Genomic DNA, 20,216 nt, shown 5'->3' with positions numbered 1-20,216 from the left:
CTACTTCGCTTCGTAGACGGGCGTGAGGAACGCGCGGCCCAGGGCGTGCGAGAACAGGTTGAAGTTCACCACGGCGGGGCTCGCGGACTCGTCCACCTCCAGCGCGGGAACGTCCACGGCGGTCACGCAGATGATGTACCGGTGCGGACCGTGGCCCTCGGGCGGGGCGGCACCCAGGTAATCGTCCGTGCCGCCGTCGTTGCGGTGGCGCACCGATCCCCGCGGCGGGTTCGACGCCGCCCCGGTCGCCAGTTCGCTCGCGTCACCCGGGATGTTGGACAGGCACCAGTGCCAGAAGCCACTGGGGGTGGGGGCGTCCGGGTCGAACATGGTCACCACGTAGGACTGCGTGCCCTCCGGGGCGCCGCTCCAGGACAGCTGCGGGGAGACGTCCTCTCCCCCGGCGCCCATCACACCGGAGAGCTGCGGGGTCTTCATGGTCTCGCCCTCGGCCACGTCCGTGGAGGTCACGGTGAAGGTGGGCAGCTCGGGGAGGTCTGCGTAGGGATGGCGGTCGTACATGGCGGTGTTCCTCTCGTCTCGCTCGGTGGGGCTCACTCGGTGGTACTGGCTCGGTGGGGCTCAGCCGCCCGGCGGCAGGTCCTCGCGCGTGGGCAGCTGCGCACCGGAACGGGACACGGTCACTCCCGCGGCCGCGGCGGCCCAGCGCAGCAGGTCCGTGACCTCCCCCGCGGAGAGCTGCTCCAGGGACGACGCCGCGGACGCCCCCAGGATCTCCCGGTCCGCGAGTCCGGACAGCAGCGCAGCCATGAAGGAGTCCCCCGCACCCACGGTGTCCGCCACGGTCACCTGTGCCGCCGGAACGGACACACCGTCCTCCCCCGTGCCGCGGCTGAGCGCCCAGGGGCCCAGTGAGCCGCGGGTCACCACCACGAGGCGCGCACCCGCGGCGAGCCACGCCCGCGCGGAGTCCTCGACGCTGCGGTGCGGGTAGAGCCACAGCAGGTCCTCGTCCGAGGCCTTGACCACGTGGGAGACCGCCACGGTCTGCTCGGCACGCGCCCGGGCCTCCGAGGAGTCCGGGATGATCGAGGGCCGGCAGTTGGGGTCGTAGGAGATCAGCGCGTGCCGGTGGGCGCGCTCCAGCGCCTGCCGCACCACGCCCGCACCGGGTTCGAGCATCGCGCCGATGGACCCCACGTGCAGCAGCTCGGTGTCCGCGAGCAGCTCGTCGATCCGGGCCGGGGAGACGTCCAGGGACCAGTCCAGCTGGAAGTCGTAGCTGGCGGAGCCGTGCTCGTCCAGGGTGGCCCGGGCCACGGAGGTGGGGCGCTCGTCCGCCTCGAAAGGCAGCTGCACGCCGTTCTCCCGCAGGTGCTCCACCACCTGGCGGCCGTACTCGTCCTGCCCGTAGCGGCCCATGAACTGGACCTCCTGGCCCAGCCGGGCCAGGCCCACGGCCACGTTCATGGGGCTGCCGCCCACGTGCGCACGGGGTGCCTCGCCGCCGCGGGACACCACGTCCACGAGGGCTTCACCGATCACGGTCAACATGGCTCCACGGTAGCAAAGGGGCCCGTTCCGCTCCCCGGCACGACGCCGCCGGACCGGGTCCCGCACGGACGGGACGGGGCCGGGTTCCACACGAACGGGGCGGGGCGCCGCGGCGTCGTCATCCACCGCCACGGACGGGGACGGTTCGCGCGGACCCGTAAACTTGCCTCGACGAGCAGCGCCGCTCCGCGGGGCGCGCCACCACGCCAGTCCGCGCACCGTCGCGCGAGACCCCAACACGGCCCTCACGACGACGTCCGGGCCGAGGAAGAAGGATGCTCATGAGCGCCACCTGGTCAGAACGAGAAGGTTACGCCGAGCAGCTGGTCCCCCTGGTGGGCCGGCTGCACCGCGAGAACAAGGTGGTCACCACCGCCTTCGGCCGTTCCCTGGTGCACAAGTCCGTCACGGACATCATCAAGGTCCACCGCTTCACCCGCCGCATCCTGGGCGAGGAGCTGCCCCTGGAGAAGACCGTGGAGATCGTCACGGCCCTGGGGGACCTCAACCTGGGCGCGTGCAACGTGGACGTGGCCAAGCTCTACCAGGGCTTCACCGGGTCCGGCGGCACGGACCTGCACGCCTACCTGCGCGAGGCCCTGGCCCCGGCCGTGGACCAGCACGGCAACAACGAGGCCGAGTCCCGCGACGTGGTGCTCTACGGCTTCGGGCGCATCGGGCGCCTGCTCGCGCGCATCCTGCTCAACCGCAACGACGGCACCGGACTCAACCTGCGCGCCGTGGTGGTGCGCAAGAAACCCGGCAACGACCTCGTCAAGCGCGCGTCCCTGCTGCGGCGCGACTCCGTGCACGGCTCCTTCGACGGCACCATCACGGTGGACGAGGAGAAGAACGTGATCACGGCCAACGGCGTGCCGATCCAGTTCATCTACGCGAACTCCCCCGAGGAGATCGACTACACCGAGTACGGGATCCACGACGCCCTGGTGGTGGACAACACCGGCGTGTGGCGCGACGAGGAGGGCCTGTCCCAGCACCTGCGTTCCAAGGGTGTGGGCAAGGTGCTGCTCACCGCTCCCGGCAAGGGCGAGATGAAGAACATCGTGTGCGGCGTGAACGACCAGGACATCACCCCGCAGGACACCATCATCTCCGCGGCCTCCTGCACCACGAACGCCATCACCCCGGTGATCAAGGTGCTGGACGACGAGTACGGGATCGTGCAGGGCCACGTGGAGACCGTGCACTCCTACACGAACGACCAGAACCTGATCGACAACTGGCACAAGGGCGACCGCCGCGGCCGCTCCGCCGCGCTGAACATGGTCATCACGGAGACCGGTGCCGCCAAGGCCGTGGCCAAGGCACTGCCCGTGATGAAGGGCAAGCTCACCGGCAACGCCATCCGCGTGCCCACCCCGGACGTGTCCATGGCCATCCTGAACCTGCAGCTCGAGAACGCCCCCGAGTCCAAGGACCAGGTCAACACGTTCCTGAAGGACATCTCGCTGAACTCGCCGCTGCGCAAGCAGATCGACTACGTGGACTCCCCGGACGTGGTCTCCACGGACCTCGTGGGCTCGCGCCGTGCGGGCGTGGTGGACGGGCTCGCGACCATCGTGAACAACAAGTCCCTGGTGCTCTACGTCTGGTACGACAACGAGTTCGGCTACTCGTGCCAGGTGGTGCGCGTGATGGCCCGCATGGCGGACATCTCCATGCTGCAGCTGCCGTAGTCCTCTGCCCCACCTTCGGGAGCCTGCCGCCCTTCCCGGGCCGGGCTCCTGACCGGGTGACGACACCGCCCGGTGGCCTTCTGCGCGAAGGTCGCCGGGCGGCGTCGTGCGTTGGACGTGGAGCGTGGGGCGGGCGGGAACTGGACCTGACCGGCCCGGACGCGCTGCGCGCCCCAGCGGGTTGACACCCCCGGGGACAGCGCTCAGGCGCGCCAGAAACCGCCGATGGCCCCGCGCAGGGCGTGCAGGTCCGCGGTGTGCACGAGCTCGCGGGCCGAGTGCATGGAGAGCAGGCCCACACCCACGTCCAGGGTGCGGATGCCCAGGCGGGTGGCCGTGATGGGGCCGATGGTGGAGCCGCACGGCACGGTGTTGTTGGAGACGAACTCCTGGTAGGGCACGCCGGCCCGCTCGCACGCCTGTGCCCAGAGCGCGGCGCCCACGGAGTCCGTGGTGTAGCGCTGCTGGGCGTTGATCTTCAGCAGCGGCCCGCGGCTGGGCTCGGGGGTGTTCACGGGGTCGTGGTGGCCCTGGTAGTTGGGGTGCACCAGGTGCCCGGCGTCCGAGGACAGGCACACGGAGTTCGCCAGGGCGCGCAGCTGGTCGTCCCGGGACTCGCCCAGGGCGGCCCCGATGCGCACGAGCACGTCCTCCAGGAACGGCCCGCCCGCGCCGGAGCGGGTGGCGGAGCCCACCTCTTCGTGGTCGAACGCGGCGAGCACGCTGATCTGCCGCGCGGACTCCAACTCCTCCGCGTGCTCCACCATGGCCCGCAGCCCGGCGAAGACCGAGGTGAGGTTGTCGAGGCGGCCGCTGGCCAGCAGGTTCTGCTGGGCGCCGATCAGCTCCGGGGCCTGGGTGTCCGCCACGGTGATGTCGTAGCCCAGGATGTCCGCTGGGTCGAGGGAACCCAACACGGGGTTCGCTCCGGTGGTGCCGACGTCCTGAGCCGTGGAGTTCTTCCCCGACGCGGCGGTCTCCCACGTGCTGGGCGTTTCGCGGGTGGGGTTCGCGCTCCCGGACCCTGCGACCGGTGCCAGGGTGGCCTCCGCGAGGGCCGCCAGCACGTCGGCGTCCTGGGCGTCCCCCACTCCCCACACGGGCTGCACGTGGCGCTGCCGGTCCAGGGTGAGGGCCTCGTTCACGGAGCGGTCCAGGTGGATGGCCAGCTGCGGGATGCGTGCCACGGGCCCGGTGGCCGTGAGCAGCTCCCGGGTGCCGCCGTTCCCGTCGCGCACCACCAGCCGGCCCGCGAAGCGCAGGTCCCGGTCCAGCCACGAGTTCAGCAGGGCGCCGCCGTAGACCTCCACACCGGCCTGGTACCAGCGGTGGGTCACGGTGGTGGGGCGGGGCTTGAGCTTGAAGCCCGGGGAGTCCGTGTGGGCGCCCAGGATCCGGTACCCGGTGCCCGGAGCGGCACCGGACGGGGTCACCCAGGCGATCAGGGCGCCGTCGCGCACCGTGTACCAGCGGCCCGGTGCCAGCTCGTCCCACGGGGCGGTCTCGGACAGCGCGGTGAACCCGGCGGCGTCCAGCTCACGGGCCGCCGCGGCCACCGCGTGGTACGAGCTGGGGGACGCCGTGACGAACTCGCCCAGCTGCCGGGCGAACGCGGCGTGGGCGGGGACGTCTGGCGCGGTGGCGCCGGGCGGCGTCGTTGCTGCCGAAGGCGTGGTGGCCGAGCGCGTGCCGGCCGCCGTGGAGGCGTCGCCGGGGACCGTGGTGTCAGTGGTGTCCGTCATGGGGCTCAGTGTAGGTGGGGGCGGGTTCCACCGCGGGGCGTGTGTCCAGCAGACCCACGTACCGGCCCTGGCCGTCCCGCACCGAGTAGGGCCCGTACTGCGGCGGGAGCACCATGTAGGCCTGCGTGGCCGGGTCCACCACGTAGGCGGCCAGGCCAGAGCGGTCCGCGGCGATCGCGGCGGGACGCTGCACGGCGGCAGGCAGCATGGGCGGGGCCGGTGGCGGCGGCAGCACCACGGTGCGGGTCACGGCCACGGCGGGGCGGCGCCGCACGAGCCAGAACACGAGCGCCACGTAGGCCGCGTTGAGGAGCAGCTCGGGGATCAGGTCCGCGGGGGCGCCGGAGGTCTCGTTCATGTCCACGAGCCCCGCCATGGCCAGCAGGGAGATGCTCATGTTGTTCACGGCGTGCAGGGCGATGCCCGCCTCCAGCCCGCCGGTGCGCCAGGTGACCAGGCCCATCGCCACCGCCATGATGCCCACGGAGAGCTGACCCCAGATGTCGTACGCGTGGCCCAGCATGAACAGCGGGACGGGGAGCAGGATGGCCCACGCGGGGTGCTTGAGCCAGCGGCCCACCATCTGCGCCAGGTAGCCGCGGAACACCACTTCCTCCGCGGCGCACTGCAGCGGCACCACGAGGAGGACCGAGGCCAGCAGCCACCAGAAACCGGGCACGGGCCGGACGGGTGTGGGCGTCCCGCCGCCGAGCAGGTCCAGACCGATGCCTCCCAGGTTGACCACCGCGTACACCACGGCGGCCACCCCGAAGCACGTGAGCAGCCAGCGCCAGCGGATCCGGCCCGTCACGGAGAAGATCAGCCCCAGCGGCCGGGGACCGAGCGTCAGCCGCGCGACCAGCGCACTGGGCAACAGCAGCGCCACCGAGCCGAACATCAGGAAGAACACGGCCGGGTCCAGCTGGTCCGCGTCCAGGAGGTCCGCGGCGACGGCGTCCGGCAGGGCGAACGCCAGCACGACCACGAACACGATGCTCAGCAGCAGGTAGACCGCGATGAGCAGCGTGCCCTCCACCAGCGGCATCCACCAGCGGTGGTTGCGGTCCGCAAGCGCGAGCCGGTGGTAGAAGTAGGTGCGGGTGCGGGGTGCACCAGGAGCTTCCGGGTGCGCCACCATGCTCCCGCGCGGATGCGTGGGCCCCGCCAGGGTGAGGGGTGCGGGGCTGGTCCACGGGGCGCTGGAGTGACTCATGCTCCCCACGGTATCGGCCACGGACCCGGCGCGCCGGATTGGGGAGGGCGCCCGCCGTGGGCGGGGCTCCCGTGCGGCCTCAGCGGCGGCCGGCACCCGTGCGGCGTCAGCGGCGGTAGCGCTCCACGAACGCGCTGAGCACCCGGGGCGCCTGGTCCACGGCGGGGCCGTTGGTCACGCGGTCCACCACGGTCTCCAGCTCGTCCGAGCGGAAGTAGCCCAGGTCCTTGTACACGCGGATGCGGTTCACCAGGCCGTCCACGTCCAGCTCCGGGTGGAACTGCGTGGCGTAGAGGTTGTTCTTGATGCGGTACATCTGCACCTGGCACACGGAGCCCTCGGCGAGCAGCACGGCGTTGGGCGGCAGCACCCGGGTGCCCTCCTTGTGCCCCACGTAGGCGCTGAATTCCCGGGGCATATCCGCGAGCAGGGGGTCACGCTCACCCTCCTCGGTGAGCGTCACCGTGATGGGGCCCACCTCCTCGTGGCGGGTGCGGTCCACCACAGCACCCTGGTGGATCCCGAGCGTCCCCACCCCGTAGCACGCACCCAGGAACGGGAAGTCGCGGGCCACCACCTCGTCCAGCAACGAGCTGATCCAGGTCTCCGCGCGGCGCTGCGCCCGCGACTTCTCCTCGGGCGGGTCGGACGAGTTGAAGGGCGAGCCGCCCACGATGATGCCGCTGTAGTCGTCCAGCTCCAGCGCGGGCCAGTCCCCGGACTCGAGCCGGATGCGGTGCAGCTGGGACTCCTCGAGCCCTCCGAAGCGCGCAACGGCCTCGTACTCCTCGTCCGCAAGGGCGTCATCATCACGTGTGGCCAGGAGCACGAAGGGTTTCATGCCTCTCATGCTAGCCACGCCGCGCTCCTCCCCCGGACACCTCCCCGGGAGACCGTCCCCGGTAACCGGCGACTCGGACAGAGCCCGGCGGCAGCCAGTGGCTCGGGCAGAGCCCAGCTGCGGCCAGCGGCTCGAGTGGAGAGCGGCGGCGGCCGGGGGGGGTCGGGCGGACAGCGGCGGCCGACGGCTCACTCAGGGAACGGTTGGGGGCGGCGCCGTGGTCCCGGGCCGGGGGCGGTGGCCGCCGTGCCACCTTGACGCGACCCCTTGTGATCCAGTTCACTGAGGGGCGGTGAAATTGTTTTTCCGCATCCCGGAACGGGAAGCTCGCACACCCCCCGAGGAGGCTGGGCCGTGAACCTCTCCGCATTCAACGCACTGGATCCCCGTGCCGCGGCCGATGCCGTGCGCCCCGCCCTGGACGTGCCCCGGTGGATCGAGGCCGTGGTGGCCACCCGCCCCTACGCCTCGGTGGCCGTTGCCCTGGAGACGGCACGCACCGCGGCCCACCCGTTCACGGACGAGGAGCTGGACCGCGCGCTGTCCCACCATCCGATGATCGGCGAGCGCGCCGCGGGCGACTCCGCGGAGGCCGCCCTCTCCCGGGGCGAGCAGGCCTCGCTCGGGTCCGCGGACGCCACCGTGGAGGCCGAGCTCGCGCAGGCCAACCTGGACTACCAGCGGCGCTTCGGCCACGTGTTCCTGATCCGCGCCGCGGGGCGCAGCCTCCCGGAGATCCTCTCCGAGGCACGCCGCCGCACAGCCAACACCCCCGAGGACGAGCGCCGCGAGGTGGCCGAGCAGCTGCGCGAGATCGCCGTCCTGCGACTTGAAGGGATGCTCTCGTGAGCTTCATCTCCGCCCACGTCCTCGACTCCGTGCACGGCTGCCCCGCCCAGGGCATCGACGTCACGCTCCTCACCGGTGACGGGCGCACGATCGCCACCGCCACCACCGACGAGGACGGCCGGGTCGGCGAGCTCGGCCCCGACACCCTGGAGTCCGGCCACTACCGGATCGTGTTCGCGACCGAGCCGTACTTCGCCGGCCGCGGCATGGAGACGTTCTACCCGTTCGTCTCGGTGGACTTCACGGCGCGAGAGGAGCAGGGCCACTACCACGTGCCCCTGCTGCTCAGCCCGTTCGCGTATTCCACGTACCGCGGCAGTTGACCCCAGGAGCCGACCGAGCGTCGACGACTGCCGATCCACCAGCAAGCACCCGCCACGAGGGAGTAGACGACCATGACCGAAGTGATCCTCGGCAAGAACCAGTACGGCAAGGCGGAGAACCACGTGGTGCGCATCCACCGCGGCACCGAGCGCCACGTGATCCGTGACCTGGTGGTCACGTCCCAGCTGCGCGGCGACTTCGACGCCGTCCACACGCAGGGCGACAACGGCCACTGCGTCCCCACGGACACCCAGAAGAACACCGTGTTCGCGTTCGTGCAGCAGTACGGCGTGAACTCCCCGGAGGAGCTGCTGCTCAAGCTCTCCGAGCACTTCACGTCCGAGTTCGAGTGGGTCTCCGGTGGCCGCTGGGCCGCGGACGAGCACGCATGGGACCGCATCAACGACAGCAACCACTGCTTCGTGCAGAACAAGCAGGAGGTCCGCACCTCCGTGCTGGTCACGGACGGTGAGAAGCAGACGGTGATCTCCGGGTTCAAGGACCTCACCGTGCTCAAGTCCACGGAGTCCGGCTTCCACGGCTACCCCAGGGACCGCTACACCACCCTGCCGGAGACCACGGACCGGATCATGTCCACGGACGTGGCCACCCGCTGGCGCTACAACACCACGGACGTTGACTTCGACGCCGTGTACGCGGACGTCAAGAAGATCATCCTGGACAAGTTCACGGACCACTACTCCCGGGCCCTGCAGGAGACGCTGTACCTCATGGGCAAGGCCGTGATCGAGGCGCACCCGGAGATCGACGAGATCAAGTTCTCGTGCCCCAACAAGCACCACTTCGTGTACGACCTGAGTTTCTGCGACCTGCCCAATGACAACGAGACCCACTACGCGGCGGACCGCCCCTTCGGTCTGATCGAGGCGACCGTCCAGCGCAAGGACGCGCAGCCGGACGAGCACGCCTGGATGGGCATCACCGGCTTCTGCTGATCCCCAGGACCCGCCACTGCTCTGCAGGACCGGCCCCGCGGCCCGAGACCCACGGCGGGGGCCGGTCCCGCATCCCTCTCGGAAGGCTCTTCCCATGTCCTCAACCACGACCGCCGCGGCACGCACGCGGCCCGAGGACGAGTTCCTCGGCGTCGGCCCGAGCCTCGGCTACGGCTTCCAGCACGTCCTCACCATGTACGGCGGGATCATCGCTCCCCCGCTGATCGTGGGCGGCGCCGCGGGACTGTCCTCCAACGACCAGGCGCTGCTCGTGGCGTGCTGCCTGTTCGTGGGCGGTCTGGCCACGGTGCTGCAGTCCTTCGGGGTGAAGTTCTTCGGCTCCCAGCTGCCCCTGGTCCAGGGCACGTCCTTCGCGGGTGTGGCCACCATGACCGCGATCGTCAACGGTGGCGGCGGGATCCAGGCGGTCTTCGGAGCCGTGATGGCCTCCGCCGCCATCGGGTTCCTGGTGGCCCCGTTCTTCGCGCGCGTCATCCGCTTCTTCCCTCCCGTGGTCACCGGTGTGGTCATCACGACCATCGGGCTCTCCCTGTTCCCGGTGGCCGCGCAGTGGGCCATGGGCGGGGCCGCGGTGGCCGCCAAGGGGGACGAGCACACCATCTTCAGGAACGTGTGCCTGGGTGGGGCCACTCTGCTGATCATCATGCTGCTCTCCAAGGTGCGCAGCGCCGTGGTCTCGCGGCTGTCCATCCTGCTCGGCATCGTGCTTGGCACCGTGCTCGCCGCGCTCCTGGGGATGGCGGACTTCTCGAAGGTGGGCGACGGCGCCCTGTTCGCCTTCCCGCAGCCGTTCGCCTTCGGGCCGCCCACGTTCCAGCCCGCGGCGATCATCTCCATGACCATCGTGGTGCTCGTGATCCTCACGGAGACCACCGCGGACATCATCGCGGTGGGTGAGATCGTGGACACGGACATCGACCCCAGGCGCCTTGCCGACGGCCTGCGCGCGGACATGGGTGCCTCCTTCATCTCCCCCGTGTTCAACGGGTTCACGCAGTCCGCGTTCGCGCAGAACGTGGGCCTGGTGGCGATCACCGGTGTGAAGAGCAGGTTCGTGGTGACCGCCGGCGGCGTGATCATGCTGGTGCTGGGCCTGCTGCCGGTTCTCGGCCGCGTGGTCGCGGCCGTGCCCGTGCCCGTGCTGGGAGGCGCCGGCATCGTGCTGTTCGGGACCGTGGCGGCGTCGGGCATCCGCACCCTGGGCAAGGTGAAGTACGAGGGCACACCCAACCTGATCATCGTGGCCACGAGCATCGGGATCGGCATGCTGCCCATTGCGGCGCCGAAGATCTACGCGGGGTTCCCCACCTGGTTCGAGACCATCTTCCACTCGGGCATCAGCTCCGCAGCCGTGGCCGCGGTGGTGCTGAACATCCTGTTCAACGAGATCAGACTGGGCAACCCGCCGGCGGGCAGCGGCTCGGTGTTCACGGAGGCCCCGCCACGCTACGTGCCGCTGGAGGCCCTCGAGCACCTGCAGAGCCACCTGCAGGAGGGCGACTCCGTGCAGGACGGCAAGCTCGTGGACTCCGCGGGGAACGAGGTCCCGGTGATCACCGCGGCCGGTGAGGTGGTCCCCGCGCCGCTGACCCAGGAGATCCCGCAGGTGAAGAAGGACCCCGAGGAGCACTGAGGCTCCCCGCCCCGGCGACGACGCCGCTCTCCCGCGGGAGGGCGGCCTCGTCGCGTTCCCGGCACGCACCGGGATTCCACTCCGCGCCCAGCCCGGCAGCCAACCGCCGCTGTGGGCGCAGACCAGCGGAGCGCCGTCGTCCTCCATGCGCGCTCATGGACTCCTGCCACAATAGGGACATGAAGGGCATCATCCTCGCGGGCGGCACGGGGTCCCGCCTGCACCCCGTGACCCTGGGCGTGAGCAAGCAGCTGGTCCCGGTGTACGACAAGCCGATGATCTACTACCCGCTGTCCACGCTGTTGCTCGCCGGGGGGGCGGGACGTCCTGGTCATCACCACCCCGCACGACGCCGAGCAGTTCGAGCGTCTGCTCGGGGACGGCTCACGGTTCGGGGTGCGCATCACCTACGCGCAGCAGGCCTCGCCGGACGGGCTCGCCCAGGCGTTCGTGCTGGGCGCGGAGCACATCGGGGACGACAGCGTGTGCCTGGTGCTGGGCGACAACATCTTTCACGGCCCCGGTCTGGGCACGCAGCTGCGCCGCTTCCAGGACGTGGAGGGGGCGGTGATCTTCGGCTACCGGGTGGCGGACCCGAGCGCGTACGGCGTGGTGGAGTTCGACACCTCCGGCCGGGCGGTGTCCATCGAGGAGAAGCCCGCCCGACCCCGCAGCCACTACGCGGTGCCGGGGCTCTACTTCTACGACAACCGCGCCGTGGACTTCGCCCGGGCCCTCACCCCGTCCGCGCGCGGCGAGCTCGAGATCACCGACCTCAACCGTGCGTACATGGACCGCGGTGAGCTCTCGGTGCACGTGCTCCCGCGCGGCACGGCGTGGCTGGACACCGGCACGTTCGACTCCCTCGCGGACGCCACCAACTACATCCGCACGGTCCAGGCACGGCAGGGCACCTCGATCGACTCCCCCGAGGAGGTCGCGTGGCGCCTCAGACTGCTCTCGGACGACGAGCTGCGCGAGCGCTCCGCTGATCTCGCCAAGAGCGGCTACGGCGCGTACCTCGAGTCCCTGCTGCGCGAGGCCGGCGACGACGCCGCACCGTAGAACCCTTCTCAACGAAAGGACAACGGCATGAGCGCACAGACGCCGGAGGGGCCTGCCCCTGTACGTCTGACTCTGGATGAGTTGGACGCGCTCATTACTACGTCGCAAAAGCAGCTCGCTGGCGTGAACGAACTGCTCAAGAATCGGTGAGCTCCTGGATTCAACTGACCCGTGATGACGTGGTCAGGATCCACAACGCAGTGCTCCCCACGCCGATCCACGTAAGTTAATTCTCATCGCCAGCGGATCATTTTCCCCAGTCGACCGCAATGAGGAAGTAGCTGACTTTGTTGAACGTGGGGCTCACGGCACAGTGCAACACGGGGTCATCGCGGCCTGGCGGAGAGCCTATATCGAGCACCCTATTTTGTCATGCCCCAGCCGCAGAATGGCATGACATTGTTAATGTGGTTCCACGCCCACCATTTGCCGTCATAGTATCGTCGTGCAACCCCTCGCCCTTCATGCCCAGCACACCACAGATAACCTCATTATCGTCACCAAGAGTCTACTCCAACGAGCCACCCGCATTCGAGTCATTTATATTCGATCCTTGAGGAACGTTAAATTTTGATGATACAGCTTCTCACCGAGAATAGCCGACGAAGGCAAGCACCCTTGCCCCAAAGGCCAGTCAGAACCATCCGATAAGACTAAGGTAATCACCCTCCTTGCTGAATCGATCCCAGTGGCCGCTGAATTGCTTGAAAATAAAGTTCAAACGATTAAAGGAATACGAGTGATCGAATTTCAAATAAAAACTATTGCTTAAACCCAGAACCGAAAGCCTATTTCTTGATGTTGCAAACCGATCGACGGATGTACATATACACCTTTGAGCTCCGCACATGAATGCTGCACGACACGGTTCGATTAAACATCGCTGGGTGACGACGCATAGCCGCCTGACCGCGACGCATCCGGCGGCTGAACCCGCCCACGAACGAAGGCGCGCCGATTGGCCCATGAAATATCTGAAGTTTCTACATCCTCTCTACATCGAGAGTAAAGCATGTCACGCGCGGGAGCAAAGGTGGCAAAAAGATCTTGACTAAAATCGCCGATCTGCGAGACGGGCTCTCGTGAGCCAACGAGGTGCTGGGTTGTCACAAACCGGGCAGCCAAGTCCTCGGTAGTAAACTGTCCTTGTTTGATGCGAGTTAAAATCCTGTTTCGAAGATCACCAGGTTCCCCAAACATCTCGACGAACATGAACCCGATATAGGGCGAAGATTTGATATCAGCATTATCGCGTTGGCCTAAATGCCTCAAAAGTTCGTTGCTGATTTCCATGGTGAGGGACGCTGCGGCCCCAGTTAACGCCTCAGGGGCCTGCGGAGATGCAGAACTAGAATCACGACTCAGCGCGAGGCGAAGGATCTGCGCCCGCTCCACCCAGTCAGGACAAGCTGCCAAGGCCCCTTCAAGTTCTTCGGGGCTGGTAGGTGGAAGGCGTTCCAAAATATCAGCGAGTAAATAACGGCCTTGGTCGCGGGGGCTGCTGAACATTCGCGAGGTGTGTTCGAGTTTGGGAATTTGACCGGCAACCACCCGAATTAAATCCAAAGTGACCGCTGGCGCCCCGGGCGCCGAAGACTCTGGGCCATAAAGGGCACGGAGTTTTTTTAGGACCAAGTCGATACGTTCAGCGTATGAGTTCTCAGTGAGTAGCGACACCAGCAGATTTCCATCCGACTCTGGTGTGCTTGCATGCTCAAGGGCGGAAAGGATCTCAGCGTCGGCGATGTCTGCCTGAGGGATAGTATGAGCAAAATATCGGTTGAAGTAGTCAGGTACACAAACCCTAGGTGCCGATCGATTTCTCACCGAATAGGGATTCAATGCGGGGAAAAGGGCTTTCATGACCTCGCTAGCGTCCCGGCGACCACCCCTATCATGGACAAGATTTAGCAGCTCGTCCCATTGCGGCTGAATATCCTCCCGCCGCCCCAGCACCTTGTCCAGCTCCTGTTGGACCCCTGTGAGGACGTTTTTCCATCGGGGCAGGGCGTTGTACAAATCGGGGAACTGAAGGTGCAGAAACGTCAAGAGGATGACGTCCACATCATTGACCTCATTTTGTTTTTGCAGAGGCAAATAGTGCCGCACCTGGGCCAAGAATCGATCAATTGCACGCGGAGTCGTCAGTTGGGATTCAATAAAGGGAAACACATCACTCATTCGAGTATCATTTTCATCCCATAGACGCCTCAGATTCCCCAGTAGGTCACTGAGTCCATTCCCCAGTCGCCAGCGCATTTGATGCGTTAATAATGGGGGAACAGTCAGAGGATATTGAACGATCTTCTCCATAAACAAGCGGGCTCGGTCCGCGTCAGCAACACCGATGCTCGCTCCCCGAAGATTTTCTATTAGTGTTTGCTCGTCGTACGCCAGCAGATAGTGGACCCCAGGAAAACGACCCAGAAGGCGAACAACTTTAAGAAGAGCCAATAGCTCATCAGCCTGGAGACGATCGATGTCATCGGCGACCACGAGCACAGGAGTGTCAAGCTCTCTCAGCGACGCTGAGGCTTCTGCGAACGCCTCATCCCACGGCATCTGTGGGTTGGTCGCATCGGCGAGGATCCCGGCGCTTCCTTGAAGAGCTGGCCCGACGATGGGGATGAGGCCGAGCCACGGACCGGCGACCCTCGCACATACTCGCAACGCCTTTTGAGCGCTGTCTCTTCCATCTTCTGGCAGGGCGGCCTCCAGAGCTGCGAAAAACTCTGACATCAGTGAACTCACGTCACTCGTAGCCCAAGGGGTGAAACGAGCAACTCGCCACTCAGGATCTCTCTCTTTGAGTGCTTCAACGATGAGTTCCACCATCGAAGTTTTCCCGCTACCCCAGGGACCGGTCAACCCGTACACCACGCTGGCTTCCCAGGAGTGGGCACTGACTACCAAGCGGGCGGCTTGCTCGGCTAAATGGATGCGCTGAAGAGTGTCCTCCTCTTTGCAATGGATGGGTTCATCTATCCAGTTCTGCAAGGGGGTGTTCATGTTGACAACTCTACCTGTTCCCTCGAGCAAAGCACGTGAAGCGGCTGTGGCAGGGCATGACAGTTGGTTCATATTTTGTGAATCCAGCGATCAGTTCCCGTGCTGGAGGGTCCAGTGGAGGCGTACTGCCGAGGGAACGAAGATTTCTGGGGCGCAGTCGCAAAAGGGCCCCCTTTCCCTCGAAGTGGATTCGCCCCGTGAGGCCGGGGTAGTCGGGCATTTTCCGCCTAACTACAACACGGCGCGGTGTTGCTATCACGTTCGTTGTTTAGAAATGGGGCGTCGCAATGAGGCGGTGAACCGATCATTGCCGCACCGGCCTATTTCCTACAAGATGATCTCTTTCTGACGCGCACCATCGGACCGAGCCAAGATCGAAATGAGCGAGTGACAAAGCTGATTGCTTTTGGAACGAGACGCTTATCCGCACCGCGTAAACGCTCAGCCCGCCGAGGCGAACTGCGCGGAGAGTCGCTGGGCGGCGTCGAGCAGAAGGGGCACGGCGCGGTCGCCAAACTCCCAGTCCACGCGCGTGGTGGGCCCGGAGACCGAGATCGCCGTGGGGGTGGGAGCTTCCGGGACGAGCACCGAGAAGCAGCGCACGCCGATCTCCTGCTCCTCGTCATCCACGGCGTAGCCGCGCTCATGGATCAGCTCCAGGTCCGCGAGCAGCTCCTCCACCGTGCCCAGGCTCTTCTCGGTGGGGGTGGGCATGCCCATGGAGGTGACGATCGAGACCACCTGCTCCTGCGGCAGGGTGGCCAGGATGGCCTTGCCCACCCCGGTGTCGTGCAGGTGGGCGCGGCGGCCCACCTCCGTGAACATGCGCATGGAGTGGGAGGACTGCGCCTGTCCCACGTAGACGACCATGCGCCCGTCCAGCACGGCCATATTCGCGGACTCCCCCAGCTCGTCCACGAGCCCCTGCAGCACGGGCTGCGCGTAGGTGCCCAGCGCGAGCCCCGCGGCGTTGCCCAACCGGATGAGCCCCGGGCCCAGCGCGTAGCTGCGGTTGGGCAGCTGGCGCACGTGGCCCAGCGGGATCAGCGTGCGCAGCAGCCGGTGGATGGTGGGCAGCGGCAGCCGCGCCCTGGAGGCCAGCTCGCTCAGCGAGATCTCTCCCCCGGCGGCGGTGATGATGTCGAGCAGGCCGAAGACCCGTTCGACGGACTGCACCCCGCCCGCGCTCCTGGCCTCTGGCATCCGTGCGCTCCCTCGGTCGTCGATGGTGTCGTGCGGGGCTCACCGCCAGCCAGCTCGCGCCGCGGCCGGACCGGACGGCCACGGCCGGGTTCGGGCGATCTCGGTGACGCCGCGCATGTGTGGCCCGCGTCTCAGCAGGGCCTTGTCCTGGGTCACATCCTATGTCTAAACTCATGGTAATGGAATAATTTTTCCATAATACGGATACTTGGAGGCACTCCATGAGCATCACCCACACCACTCCGCAGAACGTGGCCGCCGCGGACGAGATCCTCTCCGAGGATGCGCTGGCATTCGTCGAGGCGCTGCACGAGAAGTTCGCGGACCGCCGCGAGGAGCTGCTCGGCCAGCGCGAGACCGCCCGCGAGAAGGCCGCCGAGTCCGGGACCATGGACTTCCTCCCGGAGACCCGCGCGGTCCGCGAGGGCGACTGGAAGGTGGCCCCGGCCCCCGAGGCGCTGCAGGACCGCCGCGTGGAAATGACCGGCCCGGCCTCGCCCGCCAAGATGGCGATCAACGCCCTGAACTCCGGCGCCAAGGTGTGGCTCGCGGACCTCGAGGACGCCGCCTCCCCCAGCTGGGCCAACCAGGTGGATGCCATTGCCAACCTCCGGGACGCCGCACGCGGCACCCTGGGCTTCACCTCGCCGGAGGGCAAGACGTACAAGCTGCGGGAGGACGCCCCGCTGGCCGTGGTGGTCATGCGCCCGCGCGGCTGGCACCTGCCCGAGTACAACATCACGGTCAACGGCAAGACCGGCTCCGGCTCCCTCACGGACTTCGGGCTGCACTTCTTCCACACCGCGAAGCAGCTGATCGAGAACGGACAGGGACCGTACTACTACCTGCCCAAGATGGAGTCCCACCTGGAGGCGCGGCTGTGGAACGACGTCTTCACGTTCGCGGAGGAGTACCTGGGCATCGAGCACGGCACCGTGCGCGCCACCGTGCTGATCGAGACCATCCCCGCCGCGTTCCAGATGGACGAGATCCTCTACGAGCTGCGGGACCACGCCTCCGGCCTGAACGCCGGGCGCTGGGACTACCTGTTCTCCATCATCAAGTACTTCCGGGACGCCGGTGAGAAGTTCATCCTGGCGGACCGCTCCGCGGTGACCATGACCGCTCCCCTGATGCGCGCCTACACGGACCTGCTGGTGCAGACGTGCCACAAGCGCGGCGCGTTCGCCATGGGTGGCATGGCCGCGTTCATCCCGTCCCGCAAGGACGAGGAGATCAACAGGGCCGCGTTCGAGAAGGTCCGCAACGACAAGACCCGTGAGGCCGGGGACGGCTTCGACGGCTCGTGGGTGGCCCACCCGGACCTCGTGCCCGTGTGCCGGGAGGTCTTCGACGAGGTGCTCGGGAAGAAGCCGAACCAGGTGGACCACCAGCGCCCCGAGGTGGACGTGACCGCCGAGATGCTGCTGGATGTGCCCTCGGCCGGTGACCAGCGCACCGAGAAGGAGCTCAACGCCAACCTGTACGTGGCCATCCGCTACGTGGCCGTGTGGCTCTCCGGCAGCGGCGCGGTGGCCATCCACAACCTCATGGAGGACGCCGCCACGGCGGAGATCTCCCGCTCGCAGATCTGGCAGCAGATCAAGAACGGCGTGGTCTACACGGACACCGGAAACACCGCCACCCGCGAGCTCGTGGCGGACGCCCTGGACCGGCAGCTGGAGGTGCTGCGCGGGGAGATCGACGCCGGGAACTACGAGAAGTGGTTCGTGCCCGCGGGCAAGCTCATCTCGGACATGGTGCTCCGGGAGGACTACCCCGCGTTCCTCACGCTCTCCGCCTACGACCTCATGGAAGGCAGCAAGTGACACCGTCGCACCCCGACGCCCCCACGGCCCCCGCCACGACCGCCCCGCGCGGCGCGGCGGGGGCCGCCCCCTCTCTGCCGGAGGGGTTCCTGGCCCGCGCGGACCTCCTGCTCGCGGGCACGGATGCGGACCTCGCCCGGTTCTATCCGGGGGACGCCGGAACCCGGCAGCCCGTGCACACGTGCTACGTCCCGGCGGACCTCGTCACGCAGGGCACGCCCGCGCAGTGGGGTGCCGCGGCGGCGTCGGCGGCCGAGGAGGCGGGCGGGCTCGCGGCGCTGGCGGAGCTCGCGGGGATCGACGCCGCGGATGCGCCCGATCTCGTGGCGCGCGTCCGCGAGAAGCTGCGCACCGAGCCCGTCGAGGACCTGCGCCTGGACCTGGAGGACGGCTACGGCGAGCGCCCGGACGCCGAGGAGGACGCGGATGCCGTGGCCGCCGCCCGCACGGTGGCGGCGTTCGCCCGCAACCGCGCCTCAGGTGCGGCTGCCGCCCCGGCATTCGCGGGCATCCGCTTCAAGTGCCTCGAGGCGCCCACCCGGGCGCGCGGGCTGCGCACCCTGGACCTGTTCCTGAGCACACTGGTGCGCGAGGGCGGGCTGAAGGACGCGGGCGTCAGCGCGGACGGGCTGCCCGCCGGACTCGTGCTCACGCTGCCGAAGGTCTCCACGGTGGAGCAGGTGCATGTGATGGTCGAGGCGTGTGCCGCGTTCGAGGAGGCGCTCGGCCTGCCCGCCGGGCGGCTGCGCTTCGAGATCCAGATGGAGACCGCGCCCATGATCCTGGGCCTTGACGGCACGTGCCCCATCCCCGCGATGCTGCGCGCCGCCGAGGGCCGCGTCTCCGCCCTGCACTACGGCACCTACGACTACTCGGCGTCCCTGGGCATCTCGGGGCAGTTCCAGTCCCTGGAGCACCCCGCCGCGGACCACGCCAAGAACGTGATGCAGGTGGCCGTGGCCGGCACCGGCGTGCGGCTCTCGGACGGCTCCACCAACCGGCTCCCCGTGGGCGATGCCACCCAGCGCCGCGACACCTGGAGGCTGCACTCCCGCCTGGTGCGCCGCTCCCTGGAGCGCGGCATCTACCAGGGCTGGGACCTGCACGCCCACCAGCTGCCCACGCGCTTCCTCACCAACTACGCCTTCTACCGGGGCGCGTTCGACGACGCCGCCCGCCGGCTCGTCGCGTACGCCGGGCGGTCCGTTCCGGGCATCGAGGCGGCGGACGTCGCGGACGAACCGGCCACCGCACGCGCGCTGGCGCGCTACGTGGTGCGAGGATTGCTGTGCGGTGCAGTGAGCGAGGATGAGCTGCACGCCGCAGGCCTGGACCCGCAGACGGTGCGGTCCGTGGCGAACCCGGGCGTAGCGGCGTCGTCCGCGAGTGCCTGAGACCTCAGACAGGAGAGACCCCATGACCGACGAGCGCACGTACTGGGCCACCCACGGCGGGCACCCGCCGCAGACGGACCTGCTGACGGACCGGGCGATGTTCCGCGAGGCGTACGCGGTGATCCCGCGGGGCACGCAGCGGGACATCGTGACCTCGTACCTGCCGTTCTGGGAGGACACGCGGCTGTGGGTGCTCGCGCGGCCGATGACCGGCTTCGCGGAGACGTTCTCGCAGTACCTCGTGGAGGTCTCCCCCGGTGGGGGCTCGGACAAGCCCGAGGACGATCCGGACGCCGAGGCCGTGCTGTTCGTGATGGAGGGCTCCTTGGAGCTGACTCTCGGCGACGAGCCCGGGGACGAGGACACGCACACCCTCGAACCCGGCGGCTACGCGTTCATCGCGCCCGGCGAGACGTGGACCGCGCACAACCGTGGCGGCGAGACCACCCGGTTCATGTGGATCCGCAAGCGCTACCAGAAGGTCTCGGGAGTCGAGAAGCCGGAGTCCTTCGTGACCAACGAGCGGGACATCGAACCCACCCCCATGCCGGGCACGGAGGGCCGCTGGGCCACCACCCGGTTCGTGGACCAGAAGGACCTGCGCCACGACATGCACGTGACCATCGTGACCTTCCTCCCCGGCGGGATCATCCCCTTCGCGGAGACCCACGTGATGGAGCACGGGCTCTACGTTCTGGAGGGTCAGGCCGTGTACCGGCTCAACGAGGACTGGGTGGAGGTGCAGGAGGGCGACTTCATGTGGCTGCGCGCGTTCTGCCCCCAAGCCTGCTACGCCGGCGGACCCAAGCCGTTCCGGTACCTGCTCTACAAGGACGTCAACCGGCACGCGCCGCTCTCGCTGGGAGGGCACGCGGGGCGGTGAGGCGCTCGCGATAGCCTGGCGAGCACCGCACCCGCCCGCACG

At 68.0% G+C, this 20,216-nt stretch carries 16 protein-coding genes and 1 pseudogene; 10 read left to right on the top strand and 7 right to left on the bottom strand.

What is annotated here, in order from left to right; translation table 11 throughout:
* Both EAE32_RS10520 and EAE32_RS10515 read right to left on the bottom strand, forming a co-directional pair.
* Window positions 1-522, bottom strand: a complete 522-nt coding sequence (locus EAE32_RS10520) for a YbhB/YbcL family Raf kinase inhibitor-like protein (protein WP_121846105.1) — start codon at window positions 520-522, stop codon at window positions 1-3.
* A 60-nt stretch (window positions 523-582) separates the two neighbouring features.
* Window positions 583-1,515: a carbohydrate kinase family protein gene (locus tag EAE32_RS10515; protein WP_121865131.1), complete on the bottom strand. Its 933-nt coding sequence runs from the start codon at window positions 1,513-1,515 to the stop codon at window positions 583-585.
* 275 nt (window positions 1,516-1,790) lie between these two features.
* Here EAE32_RS10515 and EAE32_RS10510 point away from each other — a divergent pair, with 275 nt between their 5' ends.
* A complete protein-coding gene (locus tag EAE32_RS10510) occupies window positions 1,791-3,212 on the top strand; it encodes a glyceraldehyde-3-phosphate dehydrogenase (RefSeq protein WP_121865130.1) in 1,422 nt (473 codons plus the stop codon).
* 203 nt (window positions 3,213-3,415) lie between these two features.
* Here EAE32_RS10510 and EAE32_RS10505 read toward each other — a convergent pair whose 3' ends face one another.
* The 3 genes from EAE32_RS10505 to EAE32_RS10495 all read right to left on the bottom strand — a co-directional run bounded on the left by EAE32_RS10505 (window position 3,416) and on the right by EAE32_RS10495 (window position 7,008).
* Window positions 3,416-4,954, bottom strand: a complete 1,539-nt coding sequence (locus EAE32_RS10505; RefSeq protein WP_121865129.1) for a M18 family aminopeptidase — start codon at window positions 4,952-4,954, stop codon at window positions 3,416-3,418.
* The gene (locus tag EAE32_RS10500; protein ID WP_243635684.1) at window positions 4,938-6,167 is read right to left on the bottom strand and encodes a CPBP family intramembrane glutamic endopeptidase; all 1,230 of its coding nucleotides are present in this window, start codon (window positions 6,165-6,167) and stop codon (window positions 4,938-4,940) included. The genes EAE32_RS10505 and EAE32_RS10500 overlap by 17 nt, the downstream gene beginning before the upstream one ends.
* 106 nt (window positions 6,168-6,273) lie before the next feature.
* Window positions 6,274-7,008 carry a glutamine amidotransferase gene (locus tag EAE32_RS10495; protein WP_121865127.1) on the bottom strand — a complete coding sequence of 245 codons (735 nt, stop codon included), beginning with the start codon at window positions 7,006-7,008 and terminating at the stop codon, window positions 6,274-6,276.
* Window positions 7,009-7,362: 354 nt separating this feature from the next.
* Here EAE32_RS10495 and uraD point away from each other — a divergent pair, with 354 nt between their 5' ends.
* The 6 genes and pseudogenes from uraD to EAE32_RS12130 all read left to right on the top strand — a co-directional run bounded on the left by uraD (window position 7,363) and on the right by EAE32_RS12130 (window position 12,006).
* Window positions 7,363-7,857, top strand: coding sequence for a 2-oxo-4-hydroxy-4-carboxy-5-ureidoimidazoline decarboxylase (gene uraD / locus EAE32_RS10490; RefSeq protein WP_121865126.1), 495 nt, complete (start codon window positions 7,363-7,365; stop codon window positions 7,855-7,857).
* Window positions 7,854-8,180, top strand: coding sequence for a hydroxyisourate hydrolase (gene uraH, locus EAE32_RS10485; RefSeq protein WP_121865125.1), 327 nt, complete (start codon window positions 7,854-7,856; stop codon window positions 8,178-8,180). The genes uraD and uraH overlap by 4 nt, the downstream gene beginning before the upstream one ends.
* A gap of 72 nt (window positions 8,181-8,252) precedes the next feature.
* On the top strand, window positions 8,253-9,137 hold the full coding sequence (gene pucL, locus EAE32_RS10480; RefSeq protein ID WP_121865124.1) for a factor-independent urate hydroxylase: 885 nt from the start codon (window positions 8,253-8,255) through the stop codon (window positions 9,135-9,137).
* Between the two features lie 94 nt (window positions 9,138-9,231).
* The gene (locus EAE32_RS10475) at window positions 9,232-10,791 is read left to right on the top strand and encodes a nucleobase:cation symporter-2 family protein (protein WP_121865123.1); all 1,560 of its coding nucleotides are present in this window, start codon (window positions 9,232-9,234) and stop codon (window positions 10,789-10,791) included.
* A gap of 179 nt (window positions 10,792-10,970) precedes the next feature.
* Window positions 10,971-11,856 (top strand): annotated as a pseudogene (rfbA, locus tag EAE32_RS10470) (glucose-1-phosphate thymidylyltransferase RfbA).
* 27 nt (window positions 11,857-11,883) lie between these two features.
* Window positions 11,884-12,006: a hypothetical protein gene (locus tag EAE32_RS12130; protein WP_276309574.1), complete on the top strand. Its 123-nt coding sequence runs from the start codon at window positions 11,884-11,886 to the stop codon at window positions 12,004-12,006.
* 723 nt (window positions 12,007-12,729) lie between these two features.
* Here the strand turns inward: EAE32_RS12130 and EAE32_RS10465 are convergent.
* Both EAE32_RS10465 and EAE32_RS10460 read right to left on the bottom strand, forming a co-directional pair.
* Window positions 12,730-14,865, bottom strand: a complete 2,136-nt coding sequence (locus tag EAE32_RS10465) for a KAP family NTPase (protein ID WP_165860506.1) — start codon at window positions 14,863-14,865, stop codon at window positions 12,730-12,732.
* Window positions 14,866-15,306: 441 nt separating this feature from the next.
* Window positions 15,307-16,068: an IclR family transcriptional regulator gene (locus EAE32_RS10460; RefSeq protein ID WP_121865121.1), complete on the bottom strand. Its 762-nt coding sequence runs from the start codon at window positions 16,066-16,068 to the stop codon at window positions 15,307-15,309.
* Window positions 16,069-16,289: 221 nt separating this feature from the next.
* Between EAE32_RS10460 and aceB the strand changes: the two genes are divergently transcribed.
* The 3 genes from aceB to EAE32_RS10445 all read left to right on the top strand — a co-directional run bounded on the left by aceB (window position 16,290) and on the right by EAE32_RS10445 (window position 20,174).
* Window positions 16,290-17,897 carry a malate synthase A gene (aceB, locus tag EAE32_RS10455; RefSeq protein WP_121865120.1) on the top strand — a complete coding sequence of 536 codons (1,608 nt, stop codon included), beginning with the start codon at window positions 16,290-16,292 and terminating at the stop codon, window positions 17,895-17,897.
* A 74-nt stretch (window positions 17,898-17,971) separates the two neighbouring features.
* Entirely contained in the window at window positions 17,972-19,291 is a 1,320-nt protein-coding gene (locus EAE32_RS10450) for a DUF6986 family protein (RefSeq protein ID WP_121865206.1), read from the top strand.
* Window positions 19,292-19,313: 22 nt separating this feature from the next.
* Window positions 19,314-20,174 carry a bifunctional allantoicase/(S)-ureidoglycine aminohydrolase gene (locus tag EAE32_RS10445; protein ID WP_121865119.1) on the top strand — a complete coding sequence of 287 codons (861 nt, stop codon included), beginning with the start codon at window positions 19,314-19,316 and terminating at the stop codon, window positions 20,172-20,174.
* The last annotated feature ends 42 nt before the right edge of the window (window positions 20,175-20,216 follow it).

It is taken from the genome of Kocuria tytonicola, from assembly GCF_003687175.1.
GTDB lineage: Bacteria > Actinomycetota > Actinomycetes > Actinomycetales > Micrococcaceae > Kocuria > Kocuria tytonicola.
The sequence above is the reverse complement of the archived record's forward strand: the minus strand, read 5'-3'. Positions and strand labels throughout refer to the sequence as shown.

Coding starts and splice junctions, on each gene's coding strand:
- EAE32_RS10475 (WP_121865123.1), top strand. CDS start 9,232: ATGTCCTCAACCACGACCGCCGCGGCACGCACGCGGCCCGAGGACGAG.
- pucL (WP_121865124.1), top strand. CDS start 8,253: ATGACCGAAGTGATCCTCGGCAAGAACCAGTACGGCAAGGCGGAGAAC.
- EAE32_RS12130 (WP_276309574.1), top strand. CDS start 11,884: ATGAGCGCACAGACGCCGGAGGGGCCTGCCCCTGTACGTCTGACTCTG.
- EAE32_RS10505 (WP_121865129.1), bottom strand. CDS start 4,954: ATGACGGACACCACTGACACCACGGTCCCCGGCGACGCCTCCACGGCG.
- EAE32_RS10495 (WP_121865127.1), bottom strand. CDS start 7,008: ATGAAACCCTTCGTGCTCCTGGCCACACGTGATGATGACGCCCTTGCG.
- EAE32_RS10460 (WP_121865121.1), bottom strand. CDS start 16,068: ATGCCAGAGGCCAGGAGCGCGGGCGGGGTGCAGTCCGTCGAACGGGTC.
- EAE32_RS10515 (WP_121865131.1), bottom strand. CDS start 1,515: ATGTTGACCGTGATCGGTGAAGCCCTCGTGGACGTGGTGTCCCGCGGC.
- EAE32_RS10520 (WP_121846105.1), bottom strand. CDS start 522: ATGTACGACCGCCATCCCTACGCAGACCTCCCCGAGCTGCCCACCTTC.
- EAE32_RS10465 (WP_165860506.1), bottom strand. CDS start 14,865: ATGAACACCCCCTTGCAGAACTGGATAGATGAACCCATCCATTGCAAA.
- EAE32_RS10510 (WP_121865130.1), top strand. CDS start 1,791: ATGCTCATGAGCGCCACCTGGTCAGAACGAGAAGGTTACGCCGAGCAG.
- EAE32_RS10445 (WP_121865119.1), top strand. CDS start 19,314: ATGACCGACGAGCGCACGTACTGGGCCACCCACGGCGGGCACCCGCCG.
- EAE32_RS10500 (WP_243635684.1), bottom strand. CDS start 6,167: ATGAGTCACTCCAGCGCCCCGTGGACCAGCCCCGCACCCCTCACCCTG.
- aceB (WP_121865120.1), top strand. CDS start 16,290: ATGAGCATCACCCACACCACTCCGCAGAACGTGGCCGCCGCGGACGAG.